Source organism: Flavobacterium orientale (assembly GCF_014638005.1).
In the GTDB taxonomy this organism is placed as follows: domain Bacteria; phylum Bacteroidota; class Bacteroidia; order Flavobacteriales; family Flavobacteriaceae; genus Flavobacterium; species Flavobacterium orientale.
Window position 1 is genome coordinate 1 of record NZ_BMFG01000003.1, and the last position, 16,373, is coordinate 16,373.

The window sequence follows — 16,373 nt, forward strand, 5'->3', positions numbered from 1 at the left end:
GTGGTGAAAATTGTACCGAAGAACAACACGCTGAAAACAGAAGAAGTGAGTTCTTGATTGTAAAGAAATAAATATCAAAACAACTGAATGCTAAAAACAGACTATCATTGATAGTCTGTTTTTTTTTTTTGATTAAAATTCAATTCAAAAAGAGTAGAATTGTATATTTATAGATTCAAAAAAATGAATCAAATGAAAATAGCCATTTTAACTTTAGCAATCTCTATGAGTATTACGTCATTAACTGCTCAAAATGTATTAACCCCTGAAAAATTATGGGAACTAGGGAGAGTCTCTCCTCTAGGAATTTCTAAAGACGGGAAAAGCATACTTTACAAAGTTGCTATACCTTCAGTAACAGAAAACAAATCAAATTCTAAAACATATAGTATTCCTTTAAACGGTGGTGTTCCGACAGAAATTACAGAAACCAAAGCACTTTTAAATGATAAAAATGTTTGCCCTAACGGAAAATATATTCTTTCGCACAAAGAAGTGAAAATTGAAAAAATTCACGGTAAAGATTTTTATCCGGAATTAGACAAATCAGATGTACAAGTATATAACGGATTAAATTATCGTCATTGGGATAGTTGGAATGAAGGAAAACATAACCATGTTGGCTTTTCAGAGGTGAATAAAGACGATTCCTTTTTTGATATCATGAAAGATGAGCCTTATGATTCACCTCAAAGACCTTTTGGTGGCGATGAAGATTATGTGTGGTCAAAAGATGGAAAAAGTATCATTTATGTTAGCAAAAAGAAATCAGGAACTGCTTATGCAATTTCAACAAATACTGATTTATATGAATATAATTTAGAAACAAAAACAACCAAAAATTTAACCGAGAGCAATTTAGGATATGACACACATCCTACCATTTCACCAAACGGTGAACTTTCTTGGTTACAAATGAAACGCGATGGTTTTGAAGCGGATAAAAATGACATTATTGTTCGTTTCAAAGAAATAGATATGAATTTAACGGCCAATTGGGATGGAACCGTAGATAGCTTTACTTGGAGTGCTGATGGAAAGAAAGTCTATTTTTTAGCCCCTGTTGATGGAACCAAACAATTGTTTGAAGTTAATTTTCCCGGATTAACCAGAATTGCAATCACAGTTCGTCAAATTACATCAGGTGATTTTGATGTAACAGACATTGTTGGTATTTCAGGCGATAAAATTATTGTTGGCAGAACAGATATGAATCATGCAAAAGAAATTTTCTCTTATGATTTTAAGAAAAAAACTTGGCTTCAATTGACTAAAGTAAACGATGAAATATATAGCAAATTAGCTTTGCCAACTTTTGAAAAGAGATTTGTAACCACCACAGACGGCAAAAAAATGTTAGTATGGGTAATTCTACCGCCGAACTTTGATAAGACTAAAAAATACCCAACTTTGTTATATTGCCAAGGCGGACCACAAGGAGCTTTATCTCAATTTTATTCCTTTCGATGGAATTTTAGTTTGATGGCCTCACAAGGTTATGTTGTAGTTGCACCAAACCGAAGAGGAATGCCCGGTCACGGAGTAACATGGAACGAACAAATAAGTAAAGATTGGGGCGGGCAAGTTATCGACGATTATCTTTCAGCGATTGATGATGTAGCAAAAGAATCCTATGTTGACAAAACAAGACTAGGTGCCGTTGGAGCAAGTTATGGCGGTTATTCTGTTTTTTACTTGGCGGGAATTCACAACAAACGATTCAAATCGTTCATTTCACATTGTGGTGTCTTCAATTTGGAAAGTATGTATGGAACTACCGAAGAGGTTTTCTTCACCAATTGGGATATTGGTGGAGCTTATTGGGAAAAAGAAAATGCTGCCGCTCAAAAATCGTATAACCAATTTAATCCGATTACAATGGTGAACAAATGGGACACTCCTATTTTAGTTATTCAAGGAGGAAAAGATTACCGCGTGCCAATTGGTCAAGGACAAGAAGCGTTTCAAGCTGCACAATTACAAGGAATCAAAAGCCGATTTATACTTTTCCCAGAAGAAAATCATTGGGTATTGAAACCACAAAATGCCATTGTTTGGCAACGTGAATTTTTTGGTTGGTTGAGAGAAACATTATAACAAAAGTCCCGAAGCAATTCGGGATTTTTCATTTTTAACAAATCCTAAAGAGATAAACATTTCATTATTTTTATCTTTGAGAATGGCTGCAAAATCTAGTTTTATTCCACTTAAAGTTTTAGTAAGTTACTTACTCATTGCTACTTTAGTAATTGCAGTAGGATTTATGTTGTTCAAAGAAAATAAACTTTTTTCAAACTACGAAAATCAATCAGTTGAGGAAAACCAAAAACTCATTCGTTTGGGAACTTTGATATCGAAAATCTATGATGTAGATAATTTAGGCCGTATAGCGATACAAAGCAACCTCGAAAAAGATTTTGAATTATATGGAGAAGAAAATAAACTATTGATTACTGAAATTGATTCGTTTGGACTACAAATGGACAATGAAAAACAGGTTGTTTTATTAGATAGTTTAAAAATAATTCTGCACCAAAAAGTGTCAAACATTGAAGAATTAAAAAAAATTAATAAATCACAAAACACCTATTTCACTATAGATAACGCTTTGAGTGATTTGACCCGAATTGAAGAGTCGATGGGTAAAATTACATTAGAAGGTTTGAATGTTGACCCAACAAAACTCACGACTTATGAACGAAGGGTGTATCAAGAATATGTTGATTATCTGAATGCAAATGTTCCTAAAGAATCAGCAAGCACCTTAACCGATAAAGAAATTGATTCCATTTTAGTTTCCTCCAAAAAAATACTCGAAAATGTTCGTGTGAACAGTCAAGCCAAGACAGCTTCTCAAAAAAATAAAGAAATTGAATTACTCCGCAATGATTTGTTTATTTCTCAAAAGTTGAATGAAATTCTAGTAGAGTTTGAATCGGATGTTATCAAAAAAGCCAATTTGAACAATCTATCCAGAGAAAAAGTACAACAGAAAACTGTTTCAATCTTAACAACCGCAGCAATTATTGGATTGGTGATGACGGGTTTGTTTTTTCTGTTAATTACAAACGACTTTCTTAAAAACCAACGCTATAGAAAACAATTGGAAATTGAAAAAAAGAAAACAGAATCGCTTTTAACCGCAAGAGAACAATTGATTGCAACAGTAAGTCATGATTTAAAAACCCCGTTGAATACGATTCAAGGATTTAGCGAATTAATAAGTATTGGCGGTGTTTCTGAAAAGCAAAATTATTACTTATCAAATATTAAAAGTTCATCGATTTACATCAACCAATTGGTGAATGATTTGTTGGATTTTTCTAAAATTGAAGCCGGCAAAATTGAACTGGAAAACACTTCTTTTGAATTAGATAAATTAATTGTTGAAGTAGCTGAAAGCATACAAACATTACATACATCCAAACCCATTTCGCTACAATTTGAATTGGATTCCATTGCCAATTTATCACTGGAAAGTGATGCTTTGCGAATCAGACAGATTTTAAGTAACCTCATCGGAAACGCCTATAAATTTACCGAAAAAGGATACATTAAAATCAAGGCAATTTACACTGAAAATCAACTAACAATTGTTGTTGAAGATAGCGGAATTGGTATAGAAAGCAGCAAACTCAACTTAATTTTTAACGAGTTTACCCAAGCCGATAAATCGATTGAAAAGAAATATGGCGGCACCGGCTTAGGGTTGACCATTTGCAAAAAATTAGCAGAAATTTTAAGAGGAAATTTAACTGTAGAAAGCGAAGTAAACAAAGGAAGCACCTTCACATTAACTTTACCTGCATTAATGTCCGAAAACAAAAAAGAAATTCAAGTTTTATCAGAAAAAGAAAATAAAAAAATCAACATTGCAGTAGTAGATGATGACAACTCTCTATTACAATTAACCACCGAATTTTTAAAAATTTATAATTTTAGCGTTATCTCTTTTGATGACCCTGAACGACTAATTAATTCTTTAAAAACAAGAGATTACGACGCAATTATCACTGATATTCAAATGCCTAAAATGAGTGGTTTTGAACTGCTTAATCAAATTCCGAAAGAAATTCCGGTTGTTGCGATTACGGGACAAAGAGATATGAACAAAAATATTTACTTAGAAAAAGGGTTTTCGTCTGTTCTACATAAACCGTATCGATCTGAAGAATTATTAGCTGTTTTGAGTACTATTTTAAAAATAAATATCGCTGCTAAACATGATTCTGTTGAAAATTCTGAAATTGTATCAAAAGAATATAATTTGAAAAATTTGAAATCAATGTTAGATAATGATAAAACCGCTATTACAGAAGTTGTAAAAGCTTTCATAGAAAACACTACTTCCAATATTGCTATTATTGAAGAATCGCTCTTAAATTCTGATAAAAAAAATATAGCAGCAATTTCTCATAGAATGCTACCCATGACAAAACAGTTAGAAGCTAAAGAAATCATTCCGTTATTGGAACAATTAGAGGAATGTGAAAAAACAGCTCTGTCAGATGATCAAATGAAAATAATTCTCGATAAGATAAAAGAAAAAGCAATACTATTGGCTGCTCTTCTTCAAAAAGAATTAATCCTCTAACTGGTACAATTTCAATTTATTATAAAGTGTTTTTCTATTGATCTCAAGCATTTTTGCTGCTTCAGACTTATTTCCATTGCACAAATTTAATGCTTTTATAATCATCTCTTTTTCATTTTCAGACTTAGAAAAAACCGACTTAGATTGATTTTCTACTTCAAAAAAATCAGAAGGAATTACTTCTTTTTCAATTAAATTCCCTTGTGTTAAAAGTGTCGAACGACGAATGATGTTTTGTAATTCTCTCAGATTTCCCGGCCAAGAATAGGCTTGAAAAATACGAATTACTTCGGAAGAAAACCCAATTACATTTTTGTTTAACTGCTCATTGGCTTTTTCCAAAAAGAAGTCAGCATACATCAATAAATCTTGCTTTCTATCATTTAGTGTTGGCACATTAATGGAAAACTCATTAAGACGATGGTAAAGATCTTCCCTGAAATTGCCATTTTTTACTGCTTCTTTCAAGTCTTCGTTAGTCGCAGCAATCACACGAATATCTACATTAACCTCGGTACTACTTCCAATTTTTTTAACCTTTCTTTCTTGTAAAGCACGCAACAATTGAATTTGGTTTTCATACGATAAATTTCCAACTTCATCCAAAAACAACGTGCCACCATTGGCTGATTCAAAATGTCCAATTTTATCGGTTACGGCACCGGTAAACGAACCTTTTAAATGTCCGAAAAACTCGCTTGTTGCCAATTCTTTTGGAATAGCACCACAATCTACAGCAATAAAAGGAGCATTTTTTCGCTGGCTTAAATTATGTATTTCTTTTGCTACAACTTCTTTTCCTGTTCCACTATCACCAATTATTAAAACGGATAAATTGGTTGGACTTACCAACTGAATATGATTGTTCATTGCCTTTGAAACAGCACTGATTCCACTAACAAAATTGCTTTTTGGAACTGTTGATTTTGGAGTTGACACCAACTTTGAATTTGTTTTCTCCTCCTTTTTAGAAAGGGCATTCGATAGAACCAACAAAACTTCTTCCGGGACAAAAGGTTTTGAAATATAATCAAAAGCTCCTTTTTTCATAGCCTTTACCGCAGTAGTGACATCAGCATAACCGGTCATTAAAACCACAGGGACATTTGGTTTTTTTGATTTTAATTCAACCATAAGATCAATACCGTCACTGTCGGGCAGACGTAAATCACACATAATTAAATCAAAATCAGAGGCATTGGCAAGGGTTTTGGCTTCGCTTGCAGAAAAGGCGGTTGAAACGACATAGTCATTTTTAGATAGAAAATTACTCACCATTTTACAAAAAGCAACGTCATCTTCTATCAATAAAATCTTCTTCATTAGTTAAACTTTGGTTTTAGCTAAAATAAGTGATTCTATTGAAAATTCTCTTAAAAAATAATTAAATAAAAAAAGAGGTCACCCCGAGACCTCTTTTTTAATGTAGCTAAGTTTTTAGGGAACTTAGTACTACATAAGTAACAAAACCAATTTTATTCAACTAAATTTTTTGTTTTTTTTGATATTTAAAAAACAATTGTGATGTCTATTAATTAGCCGGTAATTCTCTTGTCAACCAACCGCTTTTAGCTGCTGTAGCTATTGCATAAGGCGTTATCCAAAATAAACCAAAAGTGTACAAAATACTATAGGTATAGGCCCAAATAGATTCCGATAAATTATATCTTTTTGCGTAAAATAATACAGGAAAAGAGGATATAATCAATATACTAGCCAATGTAGAACTTAAAAATAACAGCGGATGTGTTACAATAAAAAACAACATGAACAGTAAAAACGGATAGGTCATGATGATGTTTAACGATTGATTAAAGAATAGTAACCGTGATCCTGCTTTTGAACCTTCTCTAAAATTTGTAAAAACATATTTTGCCATCATGATGTTTTCGCGAACATTACTTCTACCCCATCGAATAAACATTTTATACAACCCTTTGTATTGTTCAGGTACATTGGTCAACACGTGTGCATTTCTTTGAAATAAAACATGATGTCCTTGTTTCAAAATCATGTTGGTCATAGCTCGGTCTTCGCCAATATCTGAAGGCTGTCCCATAAATGTTTGGTTTATCCATTCAGGAAGACAATTGAAAACCGCATCTCTTCTGTAGGCCGCTAAAGCTCCAGGAGTACATAGTACCGACCCTAACATGCTTTCTGCAGCACGAACAAACTCGAAACTCATTACAAAACTAACGTTTAGCATTTTTGGCAACATGGCTTTTTCATTGTTTAGCACTCTGACATTACCTGCCACAGCACCACAATTTTCATTGGTAACAAACGGACTCACTAAATTTCTTAACGTATCCGTTTTTACAATTGAATCACTGTCTATTGTCACAAAAACATCACCTGTACCAAGATTAAAACCACGGTAAAGAGCATGCCTTTTACCTTTATTTTCAGGCTGCTGAAAAATAGTTACACGATCACCTAATTGCAACTTAGCTTGTTGCATCCAATACCATGTGTCGTCTTTACTTCCATCATCAATTGCCAAAATTTGTAATTTTTCTTTCGGGTAATCACTGTTAGCAATACTTTTTAAGGTTTCCCAAACTAGTTTCCCTTCATTGTATGCAGGAACAATAATCGTACAAGTAGGTAATTCTTCGTCAGAAACCGATTTAATTGATTTGTATCGGAGATATAAGTATATTTTGAATAGAAAAAAACATGCCTTGTAAGCCAACAAAGTAATTGATAACACCAAAAAAGTCATTCCAAAAGTGGAATTCATTCGATCTAAATTAAATTGTTCAAAACTAGGCTGTAATTGATATACCAAAAAAGCCGCACCTATCATAACTAGAAAAGTGCTGATTAACACCACTCCATTTAGCGAACCAACTTTTGATTGATTTTTGTTAGTGAAATAATCTTGAATTCTATAATATCCAATCGTCAAAACTTGGTGTAATGATTTACTGTAAACAGGTAAAATAAAACTATATAAATTTTGTTCATTTGCTCTATTCTCCTTTTTTAAAGAGTAGGATTTTGTTGAATTTAGATTTTTATTCTCCATCAATAGTAATTTTTTTGTAAGTTGACTTTTCTTTATCTTTTAAATTCTCCTAATTTGAATGTTTATAATTCAGAAAATGAATTTTATAGAGAATTTACATTTATGTCTAAGCAAGTCACATGCCTATATTATAACTATCTGAAAAATAATACTATATAAAAATTTATAACTATTAAAATTGAGTAAAATTTACCCAAATCATTATTTTTTACACACTTAAAATGATATACCATTGAAAAATAGATAAAAAAAAATGAGCCCGATTAGTAAATCGAGCTCATTGTAATAAAATTAATTTTCTTATTTATTCCGGATCATTCATTTTAAAACTCTCCATAAATTTTGTGGTATAATTTCCGGCTACATAATCCGGTTCATCCATTAATTGACGGTGAAACGGAATGGTAGTTTTAATTCCTTCAATATAAAATTCATCCAAGGCACGTTTCATTTTGTTGATAGCTTCTTCTCTTGTTTGAGCTGTTGTAATCAACTTAGCAATCATGGAATCGTAATTTGGCGGAATCGTATAACCCGCATACACGTGAGTATCTAAACGAACTCCATGACCTCCGGGTGCGTGTAATACCGTAATTTTCCCTGGTGATGGTCTAAATTCGTTATAAGGATCTTCCGCATTAATACGACATTCTATAGAATGAAGTTGAGGAAAATAATTTTTACCTGAAATTGGCACACCGGCAGCTACAAGAATTTGCTCTCTAATCAAATCATAATCCACCACTTGTTCCGTAATTGGGTGTTCTACTTGAATACGCGTATTCATTTCCATAAAATAGAAATTTCTATGCTTATCAACTAAAAACTCAACAGTTCCGGCACCTTCATATTTGATAAACTCAGCAGCTTTTACAGCGGCTTCTCCCATTTTATTTCGTAATTCGTCAGTCATAAAAGGAGAAGGCGTTTCTTCTGTTAATTTTTGATGACGACGTTGCACAGAACAATCTCTTTCTGAAAGGTGACAAGCTTTTCCGTAAGCATCGCCTACAACTTGAATTTCAATATGACGTGGTTCTTCGATTAACTTTTCCATGTACATGCCATCGTTCCCAAAAGCAGCCGCGGATTCTTGACGAGCACTCTCCCAAGCTTTTTGAAGTTCATCAGCTTTCCATACAGCACGCATTCCTTTTCCACCACCACCGGCTGTTGCTTTTAACATTACAGGGTAGCCCATGTCCTTGGCAATTTTGGCCGCTTCTTCAAATGATTCTAACAATCCTTCAGAACCTGGAACACATGGAACTCCGGCAGCTTTCATAGTTGCTTTAGCCGAAGCTTTATCTCCCATTCTGTCAATCATTTCGGGAGAAGCACCAATAAATTTTATACCGTGTTCTTGGCAAATTTTTGAGAATTTAGCATTCTCAGATAAAAAACCATATCCGGGATGTATCGCATCTGCATTTGTAATTTCTGCGGCAGCGATAATATTTGACATTTTTAAGTAAGACAAGTTACTAGGAGGCGGACCAATGCAAACGGCTTCGTCTGCAAACTTAACATGGAGACTTTCTGCATCTGCTGTTGAATAAACCGCAACAGTTTTAATTCCCATTTCCTTGCAAGTTCTAATTACACGAAGTGCAATTTCTCCTCTGTTGGCAATTAATATTTTTTTAAACATCTTTTTTAAATTTAGATTATTACATAGTTGGATTGTTGGATTTTCAGACTTTTAGAAATTTATTTAATTCTAATTATCCGAAATCTAAAAATCTAAAATTAAGATGGATCTACTAAAAATAAAGGTTGATCAAATTCCACTGGTGAAGTATCATCAACAAGTACTTTGACAATTTTTCCTGAAACCTCTGATTCAATTTCATTGAATAACTTCATTGCTTCAATTACACAAACGGTATCCCCTTTAGAAATAGTTGCACCTACTTCTACAAAAGGAGCTTTGTCAGGAGAAGGTTTTCTGTATAAAGTACCAATCATTGGTGATTTGATTACAATATATTTTGAATTTTCATCAACTGCCGGTGCTGCCGGTACCGCTGGAGCACTAGCTACAGGAGCTGGAGCAACTTGCTGAGGAGCCATTTGTTGCATAGGTTGAGATGATGGATAATGCTGGAAATAAGAAGCTTCTGCTGCTCCGGCTTCCGTTGTTTTTATGGTGATTTTGAAATCATCCATTTCTAATTTAACTTCAGTAGCTCCTGATTTTGCTACAAACTTGATTAGGTTTTGAATTTCTCTAATATCCATGATATTTTGGTTTAGTTTAGTTTAGTTTAATTTTTATTGTAAGCCCATTTAAGGTAAATTGATCCCCATGTAAATCCGCCACCAAATGCGGCAAATATTAAGTTGTCCCCTTTTTTTAATTTACTTTCAAAATCACTCAAAAGCAAAGGAAGTGTTGCAGAAGTTGTATTGCCATACCGTTCAATATTTACCAACACCTTGTTCTCATCTAATCCCATTCTGTTTGCCGTAGCATCAATGATTCTTTTGTTGGCTTGGTGAGCAATTAACCAGTTAACATCGTCATGAGTTAAATTGTTTCGTTGCATAATCTTTTCGCTAACATCTGCCATTCCTGAAACAGCATATTTAAATACGGTTTTACCATCTTGAAAAACAAAGTGTTGTTTGTTGTCAATGGTGCTTTGTGAAGGAGGAAGAATTGAACCTCCGGCTTCTATTTTTAAAAATTCTCTTCCAATTCCATCGCTTCGTAAAATTTCATCTTGTAAGCCCAAACCTTCTTCGTTAGGTTCAAAAAGAACAGCACCTGCACCATCTCCAAAGATAATGCAGGTTGCTCTGTCTGTGTAATCTATAATGGAAGACATCTTATCTGCTCCAATTAGTAATACTTTTTTATATTTTCCGGATTGAATATAAGCTGATGCTATTGACATGCCGTAAAGAAAACTTGAGCATGCCGCTTGTAAATCAAAAGCAAAAGCATTTGTAGCTCCTATTTCTGTAGCAACGTAAACCCCTGTAGCAGCAACTGGCAAATCAGGAGTTGCAGTCGCCATTATAACTAAATCTATCTCTTTAGCGTCAAGACCTCTTTTTTCTAATAAATTTTGTGCGGCTTTTATTGCCATGAAAGAAGTTCCTTTTCCTTCTTCTTTTAACAAGCGTCTTTCTTTGATGCCGGTTCTTGAAGTAATCCATTCATCGTTTGTGTCGACCATGGTTTCCAATACTTGATTTGACAATACAAAATCAGGCACATAAGAACCAACTGCAGTTATGGCGGCTGTTATTTTACTCATAAATGATGTTTGTTTATCTTTTCTAAAAAACACAAGAAAAGAGGTGGAAATTACAAAAAAAAATCTAATCTATACTGTTAAAGCGTGTATTTTTACTTAAAAAATAGACATAACAAAAAACTCTCACATAGTGAGAGTTTGTCTTATTTTTATAAGAAAGTATTATGCAACAGCTTCTGATTTATCAATCACAACTTGTCCTCTGTAATACATTTTCCCTTCATGCCAATATGCTCTGTGGTATAAATGAGCTTCACCTGTAATTGGGCAAGTTGCAATTTGAGCAACAGTTGCTTTATAGTGAGTTCTTCTTTTGTCTCTTCTTGTTTTCGAGGTTTTTCTCTTTGGATGTGCCATTTTACTATATTATTTATCCGTTAATAGTTTTTTTAATTGATCCCAACGTGGATCTGTCTCTTCTGTAATATTTTCTTCTTGTACGCCTTTGACTGCCAATTCTTCTAATTTCTCAATAGCTTCAGATTGCAATGTTCCATCTTTGACTCCCGGATGAACACGCTTTAATGGAACTGACAATACAATCATTTCATAAATGTATTGCGAAATGTCAATTTGGTGTTCGCCATGAGGCAAAATCAACAACTCTTCATTTTCATCATTAAAAGCATCTCCAAATTGAACAACCAATTTTATTTTACCTTTAATTGGCAAGTCAAATGGTTCTCCGGTAACATCACAAGGAACGTTTACTGTTCCTTTGTGTTTGAATTGCAACTCCAACATGGTTGATTTTTTATCTAAAACAACCGATGTTTGTATGGCACAATTTTCAAACTCATCATATTCGAAGCGATCAAAGAACGTCTTATCTATTTGATAGTCAAATTGGTGTTTTCCTTGCTTTAATCCGATAAACGGAATTAAAAATTCATTAGATACTTTCATCTCAACATCAATTTGTCCCAAAAATTCGGTTTGCAAAGATATAAAATTATCGTAAATCCAATACAGTTATAAACATTTTTTTGTTTAAAACTGTTTTTCTTTTGTTTTTAGCGGTTTTTCAGTGATTTGAGCATATTCAAATCTTGATTTATAGATGTCAATTGCTAAATAAACAGCTTCTTTAAACGAATTGTGATCAGCTTGATTTTTTCCGGCTATTTCAAATGCAGTTCCATGATCGGGCGATGTTCTGACTTTATTTAAACCGGCTGTATAATTTACCCCATTTCCGAAAGACAATGTTTTGAAAGGAATCAGACCTTGATCATGATAACATGCAATAACTGCATCATATTTTTCATGTGAATTAGTTCCAAAAAAACTATCTGCAGCATAAGGTCCAAACACAAAAGTACCTTCATCAAACATTTTACGGATTGTTGGTCTTAAAACAGCATCATCTTCTTTTCCAATTACGCCTTGATCACCACAATGTGGATTAAGCCCTAAAACAGCAATCTTAGGTTTTCTAATTTTAAAATCTTGAATTAAGGATTGTTTTATTGTTGAAATTTTTTGACGAATTAACTTTTCTGTTATGTGTTTTGAAACATCTGTAACCGGAATATGATCTGTTAGCAAACCAATTCTCAAAGAATCACTCACCATTAGCATTAGTGCATCACCATCTAATTCCTGATTTAAATAATCGGTATGACCAGGAAAATTAAAATCTTCTGTTTGAATGTTGTATTTATTAATTGGAGCAGTAACCAAAACATCAACCACACCTTCTTTTAGAGCCTTTGTTGCCGCAACAAAAGACTTTATTGCATAACTTCCCACAACATCATTTGCTACGCCATATTCTAGATTAAAACTGTCTTTCCACAGATTATAAACATTAATTTTTCCGGGAACAATTTGGTCTAGTTTATCTATTCCATGTAAAAACGCAGTAGATTCATGACTTTTTCTTAAAAAAGATAACATTTTAACATTAGCAAAAATAATCGGAGTACAGAACTCTAACATTCTGGGATCTTCGAATGTTTTAAGCACAACTTCACTTCCAATTCCGTTTAAATCTCCAATTGAAATTCCTACCAGTATATTTTCTGCTTTGTTCATAATTGTCTTAAGGATAATAATTGCTACTTTTGAAGTGCAAATTTAAGAAAATAAAACGCAAATGTTTACAGGAATAATAGAAACTCTTGGATTAATTCAAGAGGTCAATTACGAAAAAGAAAATATTCACCTTTCTGTTTCTTCAGATATAACTTCAGAACTCAAAATTGACCAAAGTGTGGCACATAATGGTATTTGCTTGACTGTAGTTTCAATTAGTGAAACTGCTTATACTGTTACTGCCATAAAGGAAACTATTGAAAAAACTAATTTAGGAAGTTGGAAAAAAGGCGATTTAATTAACCTTGAAAGAGCCATGAAGTTAGGCGATCGCCTCGACGGTCACATTGTTCAGGGCCATGTAGATCAAATTGGAATTTGTAAATCAATAAAAGAAACGGAAGGAAGTTGGTTGTTCACGTTTGAATATCAACCAACATTTAACAACATAACTATTGAAAAAGGATCAATAACTGTTAACGGAGTCAGCCTGACTGTTGTAAATTCGAAAGCTAATGAATTCAGTGTTGCTATCATTCCCTATACTTATAAACATACTAACTTTAAAAATTTTGAAGTTGGATGTCAAGTTAACTTAGAGTTTGATGTAATTGGAAAATATGTGGCGAGGCTTCATTCGCTTTCTTAATAAAAAAATCTCCATTTATAGTGGAGATTTTTTGTTTATTTTAGATAAATTCAATTTATAGAATGCAAAGAGAATCGCAATTACAACTAATACAAGTAAGTATGTATCAATTGGCGAACCGGGTGGAGGCGGTGGACTTGGTGGAGGCGGACCTGAACCATCTACTGCAAATACCGACAAACTCACAAATGTGAATAGCAGCACAATTAAACATTTAGGGTCAATTCTCATAAGGTACAAAACTAAACAAATTTCCTCTTCAACAAAATTTTTTCACAAATAAAGTGAAAATCCTGAAAAAAAAGGAACAACCACAACAAAATTGGTTCAATTATACACTTTATCCGTTAAAAAGCTCAAAAGTAAAATTAAATTCCAAATGATTTAATGAATGAACATTATTTTAATGTAAACATTTTCTTCGTCTTTCGACAAAAAAAACCCTTTCTAAATTTGAAAGGGTTTCTTTTGTGGTCCCACCTGGGCTCGAACCAGGGACCACCTGATTATGAGTCAGGTGCTCTAACCAACTGAGCTATAGGACCGGTTTTGAGGTTGCAATATTACCACTATTTTTGATTTACTCCAAAATTATTATTGTATTTCTTGACATAATTCTATTAATACACCATTTGTAGATTTTGGATGTAAAAAAACAACCAATTTATTATCCGCTCCTTTCTTTGGAATTTCATTCAATACTACAAAACCTTCGTTTTTAAGTCGCTCAGTTTCACTAACAATATCTTCAACATCAAAAGCTATATGATGAATTCCTTCTCCTTTTTTTTCAATAAACTTTGCAATCGGACTCTCGGAATGAGTGGCCTCCAACAATTCAATTTTATTTGGTCCGTTAAGAAAAAAAGAAGTTTTTACTCCTTCACTAGCAACTTCTTCTTCTTTATAGGGTGGATTTCCAAAAAGCTTTTCAAATAATTGGTTTGACTTTTCTAAATCTTTTACAGCAATACCAATATGTTCTATTTTTCTCATTATTTAAAATTGTAAATTCAAATTTCAACTGATGTAACACTTGAAAAGACAAAGATATATATTTTGAAAGTTAAAATGTTGTATTTTTGCCCAATGGAAACGAATAGACAAAAAAAAATAGGAAGTGTTTTACAGAAGGACCTTGTGGACATTCTGCAAGGAGAAATCAGAAAAAATGGCATTACAAACTTGGTGATTTCTGTGTCAAAAGTAAGTGTGACTACTGATTTATCTGTTGCAAAAGTTTATTTGAGCATCTTCCCTCCGGAAAAAGGCAAAGAATTATTGGAAAGCATCAAATCCAATACGCCATTAATTAAACACGATTTATCACAACGTGTTAAACTGCAACTTAGAAAAGTTCCCAATTTGACTTTTTTTATCGATGATTCGCTTGAATACATTGAAAAAATTGACCAAGCACTTTCGATGAAAGAAAATCCAGTTATGAACCGAGATTTATTAGAAAAAAGAAAAAAATCATAACTTGAAATTTCCTTTTTACATAGCTAAAAGATATTTATTTAGTGCTAGTAAAAACAATGCTATCAATATTATTACCGCAATTTCTTCTCTTGGAATAATTGCCGGAACTATGGCAATGTTTGTAGTTCTCTCAGTTTTTAGTGGATTGAAAGACTTCAGCTTGTCATTTACAAATGATTTTGATCCGCAACTGAAAGTGGAAAGTAATATGGGGAAAACATTTTTTCTCTCGGAAGAACAGGAGAAAAAACTATCCGAAATAAAAGGTGTCCAAAATTACAGTAAAATTATTGAAGAAAAAGCCTTGTTTACTTTTAATGGCAAGGATCAATTAGCTTTTATTAAAGGTGTAGATTCTAATTTTGTAAAAGTTACAAGTATTGAAAACACCATTTTTCAAGGCGAATGGTTAGACCATGATTCCTATCAAGTAGTTATTGGTTCTGGAATTGCTCAAAAATTATCAGTTGGATTGTTCGATTTTAATAATGTATTTGAAGCTTTTGTAGTAAGACCGGGAAAAGGGGCTTTTGAAAATCCTGATAACGCTTTTAACAAAATTCAATTAAACCCAATTGGTTTTTATTTTTTAAATGAAGATTTGAATCAAAAATATGTTTTTTGTGACCTTGAAGTTGCACAGGAATTATTAGAACTCAAATCCAATCAAATTACAAACATTGAATTTAAACTCTCTGAAAAACACAATGAATCTGAAATTAGAGAAAATTTAAAAACTATTTTAGGTGCTGATATTGTCATAAAAAACAGAGGCCAACTCAATGAATCCTTATATCGCATGCTAAATACAGAAAATTTGATTTTGTATTTGATCCTAACTTTGGTTTTAATTGTCACTTTGTTTACCTTAATTGGTGCTTTAATTATGATGATAATTGACAAAAAAACCAACTTAAAAACACTTTTCAATTTAGGTACTTCAATTCAAAACCTACGCTTTATTTTTCTGACACAAGGTTTTTTAATTTGCATAATTGGTGGGTTACTTGGTATTTTCTTAGGGTCAATTGTTATACTTCTTCAGTTAAAGTATGAGCTTTTCATGATTACGCCAAGTTTAGCATATCCTGTAGTTTTTTCTCTTAAAAACATTTTACTGACTCTGGGAACCATCTCACTTTTAGGACTATTGTCCTCCTGGATAGCCAGCAGTAGGGTAAACAAAAAACTATTGGAATAATTTCCTTCTATCAAAAATAAATTTACATTTGTAGTTCACTTCAAGAAATATGATAGTATTTTTTTGTCCTTATTTCGTATAAAGACGTATTTCTCGCTTTAATTTAATCT

15 protein-coding genes and 1 tRNA gene are annotated in these 16,373 nt (G+C 32.8%); 5 read left to right on the forward strand and 11 right to left on the reverse strand.

Annotation, left to right across the window (positions count from 1 at the left end):
- The first annotated feature begins 192 nt into the window (after positions 1 to 192).
- Both IEV15_RS04665 and IEV15_RS04670 read left to right on the forward strand, forming a co-directional pair.
- On the forward strand, positions 193 to 2,097 hold the full coding sequence (locus IEV15_RS04665; RefSeq protein ID WP_188361352.1) for a S9 family peptidase: 1,905 nt from the start codon (positions 193 to 195) through the stop codon (positions 2,095 to 2,097).
- Positions 2,098 to 2,179: 82 nt separating this feature from the next.
- Positions 2,180 to 4,594: a hybrid sensor histidine kinase/response regulator gene (locus IEV15_RS04670; RefSeq protein WP_188361353.1), complete on the forward strand. Its 2,415-nt coding sequence runs from the start codon at positions 2,180 to 2,182 to the stop codon at positions 4,592 to 4,594.
- Here the strand turns inward: IEV15_RS04670 and IEV15_RS04675 are convergent.
- The 8 genes from IEV15_RS04675 to pdxA all read right to left on the reverse strand — a co-directional run bounded on the left by IEV15_RS04675 (position 4,583) and on the right by pdxA (position 12,931).
- Positions 4,583 to 5,917 (reverse strand): sigma-54-dependent transcriptional regulator, encoded by a 1,335-nt coding sequence (locus IEV15_RS04675; protein ID WP_188361354.1) that lies wholly within the window; start codon positions 5,915 to 5,917, stop codon positions 4,583 to 4,585. The two genes, IEV15_RS04670 and IEV15_RS04675, sit on opposite strands and share 12 nt — an antisense overlap.
- 208 nt (positions 5,918 to 6,125) lie before the next feature.
- Complete coding sequence (locus tag IEV15_RS04680; RefSeq protein ID WP_188361355.1) at positions 6,126 to 7,628, reverse strand: glycosyltransferase family 2 protein; 1,503 nt, start codon at positions 7,626 to 7,628, stop codon at positions 6,126 to 6,128.
- A 304-nt stretch (positions 7,629 to 7,932) separates the two neighbouring features.
- The gene (accC, locus tag IEV15_RS04685; RefSeq protein WP_188361356.1) at positions 7,933 to 9,279 is read right to left on the reverse strand and encodes an acetyl-CoA carboxylase biotin carboxylase subunit; all 1,347 of its coding nucleotides are present in this window, start codon (positions 9,277 to 9,279) and stop codon (positions 7,933 to 7,935) included.
- Positions 9,280 to 9,377: 98 nt separating this feature from the next.
- Positions 9,378 to 9,869 (reverse strand): acetyl-CoA carboxylase biotin carboxyl carrier protein, encoded by a 492-nt coding sequence (accB, locus tag IEV15_RS04690; RefSeq protein ID WP_188361357.1) that lies wholly within the window; start codon positions 9,867 to 9,869, stop codon positions 9,378 to 9,380.
- A 26-nt stretch (positions 9,870 to 9,895) separates the two neighbouring features.
- The gene (locus IEV15_RS04695) at positions 9,896 to 10,894 is read right to left on the reverse strand and encodes a beta-ketoacyl-ACP synthase III (protein ID WP_188361358.1); all 999 of its coding nucleotides are present in this window, start codon (positions 10,892 to 10,894) and stop codon (positions 9,896 to 9,898) included.
- Between the two features lie 162 nt (positions 10,895 to 11,056).
- On the reverse strand, positions 11,057 to 11,251 hold the full coding sequence (gene rpmF / locus IEV15_RS04700; RefSeq protein WP_008465217.1) for a 50S ribosomal protein L32: 195 nt from the start codon (positions 11,249 to 11,251) through the stop codon (positions 11,057 to 11,059).
- A 9-nt stretch (positions 11,252 to 11,260) separates the two neighbouring features.
- On the reverse strand, positions 11,261 to 11,800 hold the full coding sequence (locus IEV15_RS04705; RefSeq protein WP_188361359.1) for a YceD family protein: 540 nt from the start codon (positions 11,798 to 11,800) through the stop codon (positions 11,261 to 11,263).
- Positions 11,801 to 11,884: 84 nt separating this feature from the next.
- The gene (gene pdxA / locus IEV15_RS04710; protein ID WP_188361360.1) at positions 11,885 to 12,931 is read right to left on the reverse strand and encodes a 4-hydroxythreonine-4-phosphate dehydrogenase PdxA; all 1,047 of its coding nucleotides are present in this window, start codon (positions 12,929 to 12,931) and stop codon (positions 11,885 to 11,887) included.
- Between the two features lie 61 nt (positions 12,932 to 12,992).
- Between pdxA and IEV15_RS04715 the strand changes: the two genes are divergently transcribed.
- Positions 12,993 to 13,580, forward strand: a complete 588-nt coding sequence (locus tag IEV15_RS04715) for a riboflavin synthase (RefSeq protein WP_188361361.1) — start codon at positions 12,993 to 12,995, stop codon at positions 13,578 to 13,580.
- A gap of 15 nt (positions 13,581 to 13,595) precedes the next feature.
- Here the strand turns inward: IEV15_RS04715 and IEV15_RS04720 are convergent, their stop codons facing one another.
- The 3 genes from IEV15_RS04720 to mce form a co-directional block, all read right to left on the reverse strand.
- Positions 13,596 to 13,811 carry an Fjoh_0651 family PID-CTERM protein gene (locus IEV15_RS04720; RefSeq protein ID WP_505661208.1) on the reverse strand — a complete coding sequence of 72 codons (216 nt, stop codon included), beginning with the start codon at positions 13,809 to 13,811 and terminating at the stop codon, positions 13,596 to 13,598.
- 240 nt (positions 13,812 to 14,051) lie between these two features.
- Positions 14,052 to 14,125: transfer RNA gene (locus IEV15_RS04725), tRNA-Ile, on the reverse strand.
- Positions 14,126 to 14,174: 49 nt separating this feature from the next.
- Entirely contained in the window at positions 14,175 to 14,576 is a 402-nt protein-coding gene (gene mce, locus IEV15_RS04730) for a methylmalonyl-CoA epimerase (protein ID WP_188361362.1), read from the reverse strand.
- A 93-nt stretch (positions 14,577 to 14,669) separates the two neighbouring features.
- On the opposite strand from mce, the gene rbfA reads away from it, so the two are divergent.
- Together rbfA and IEV15_RS04740 are read left to right on the forward strand one after the other, a co-directional pair.
- Positions 14,670 to 15,062 carry a 30S ribosome-binding factor RbfA gene (gene rbfA, locus IEV15_RS04735; RefSeq protein ID WP_188361363.1) on the forward strand — a complete coding sequence of 131 codons (393 nt, stop codon included), beginning with the start codon at positions 14,670 to 14,672 and terminating at the stop codon, positions 15,060 to 15,062.
- A gap of 1 nt (position 15,063) precedes the next feature.
- Complete coding sequence (locus tag IEV15_RS04740; protein ID WP_188361364.1) at positions 15,064 to 16,263, forward strand: ABC transporter permease; 1,200 nt, start codon at positions 15,064 to 15,066, stop codon at positions 16,261 to 16,263.
- The last annotated feature ends 110 nt before the right edge of the window (positions 16,264 to 16,373 follow it).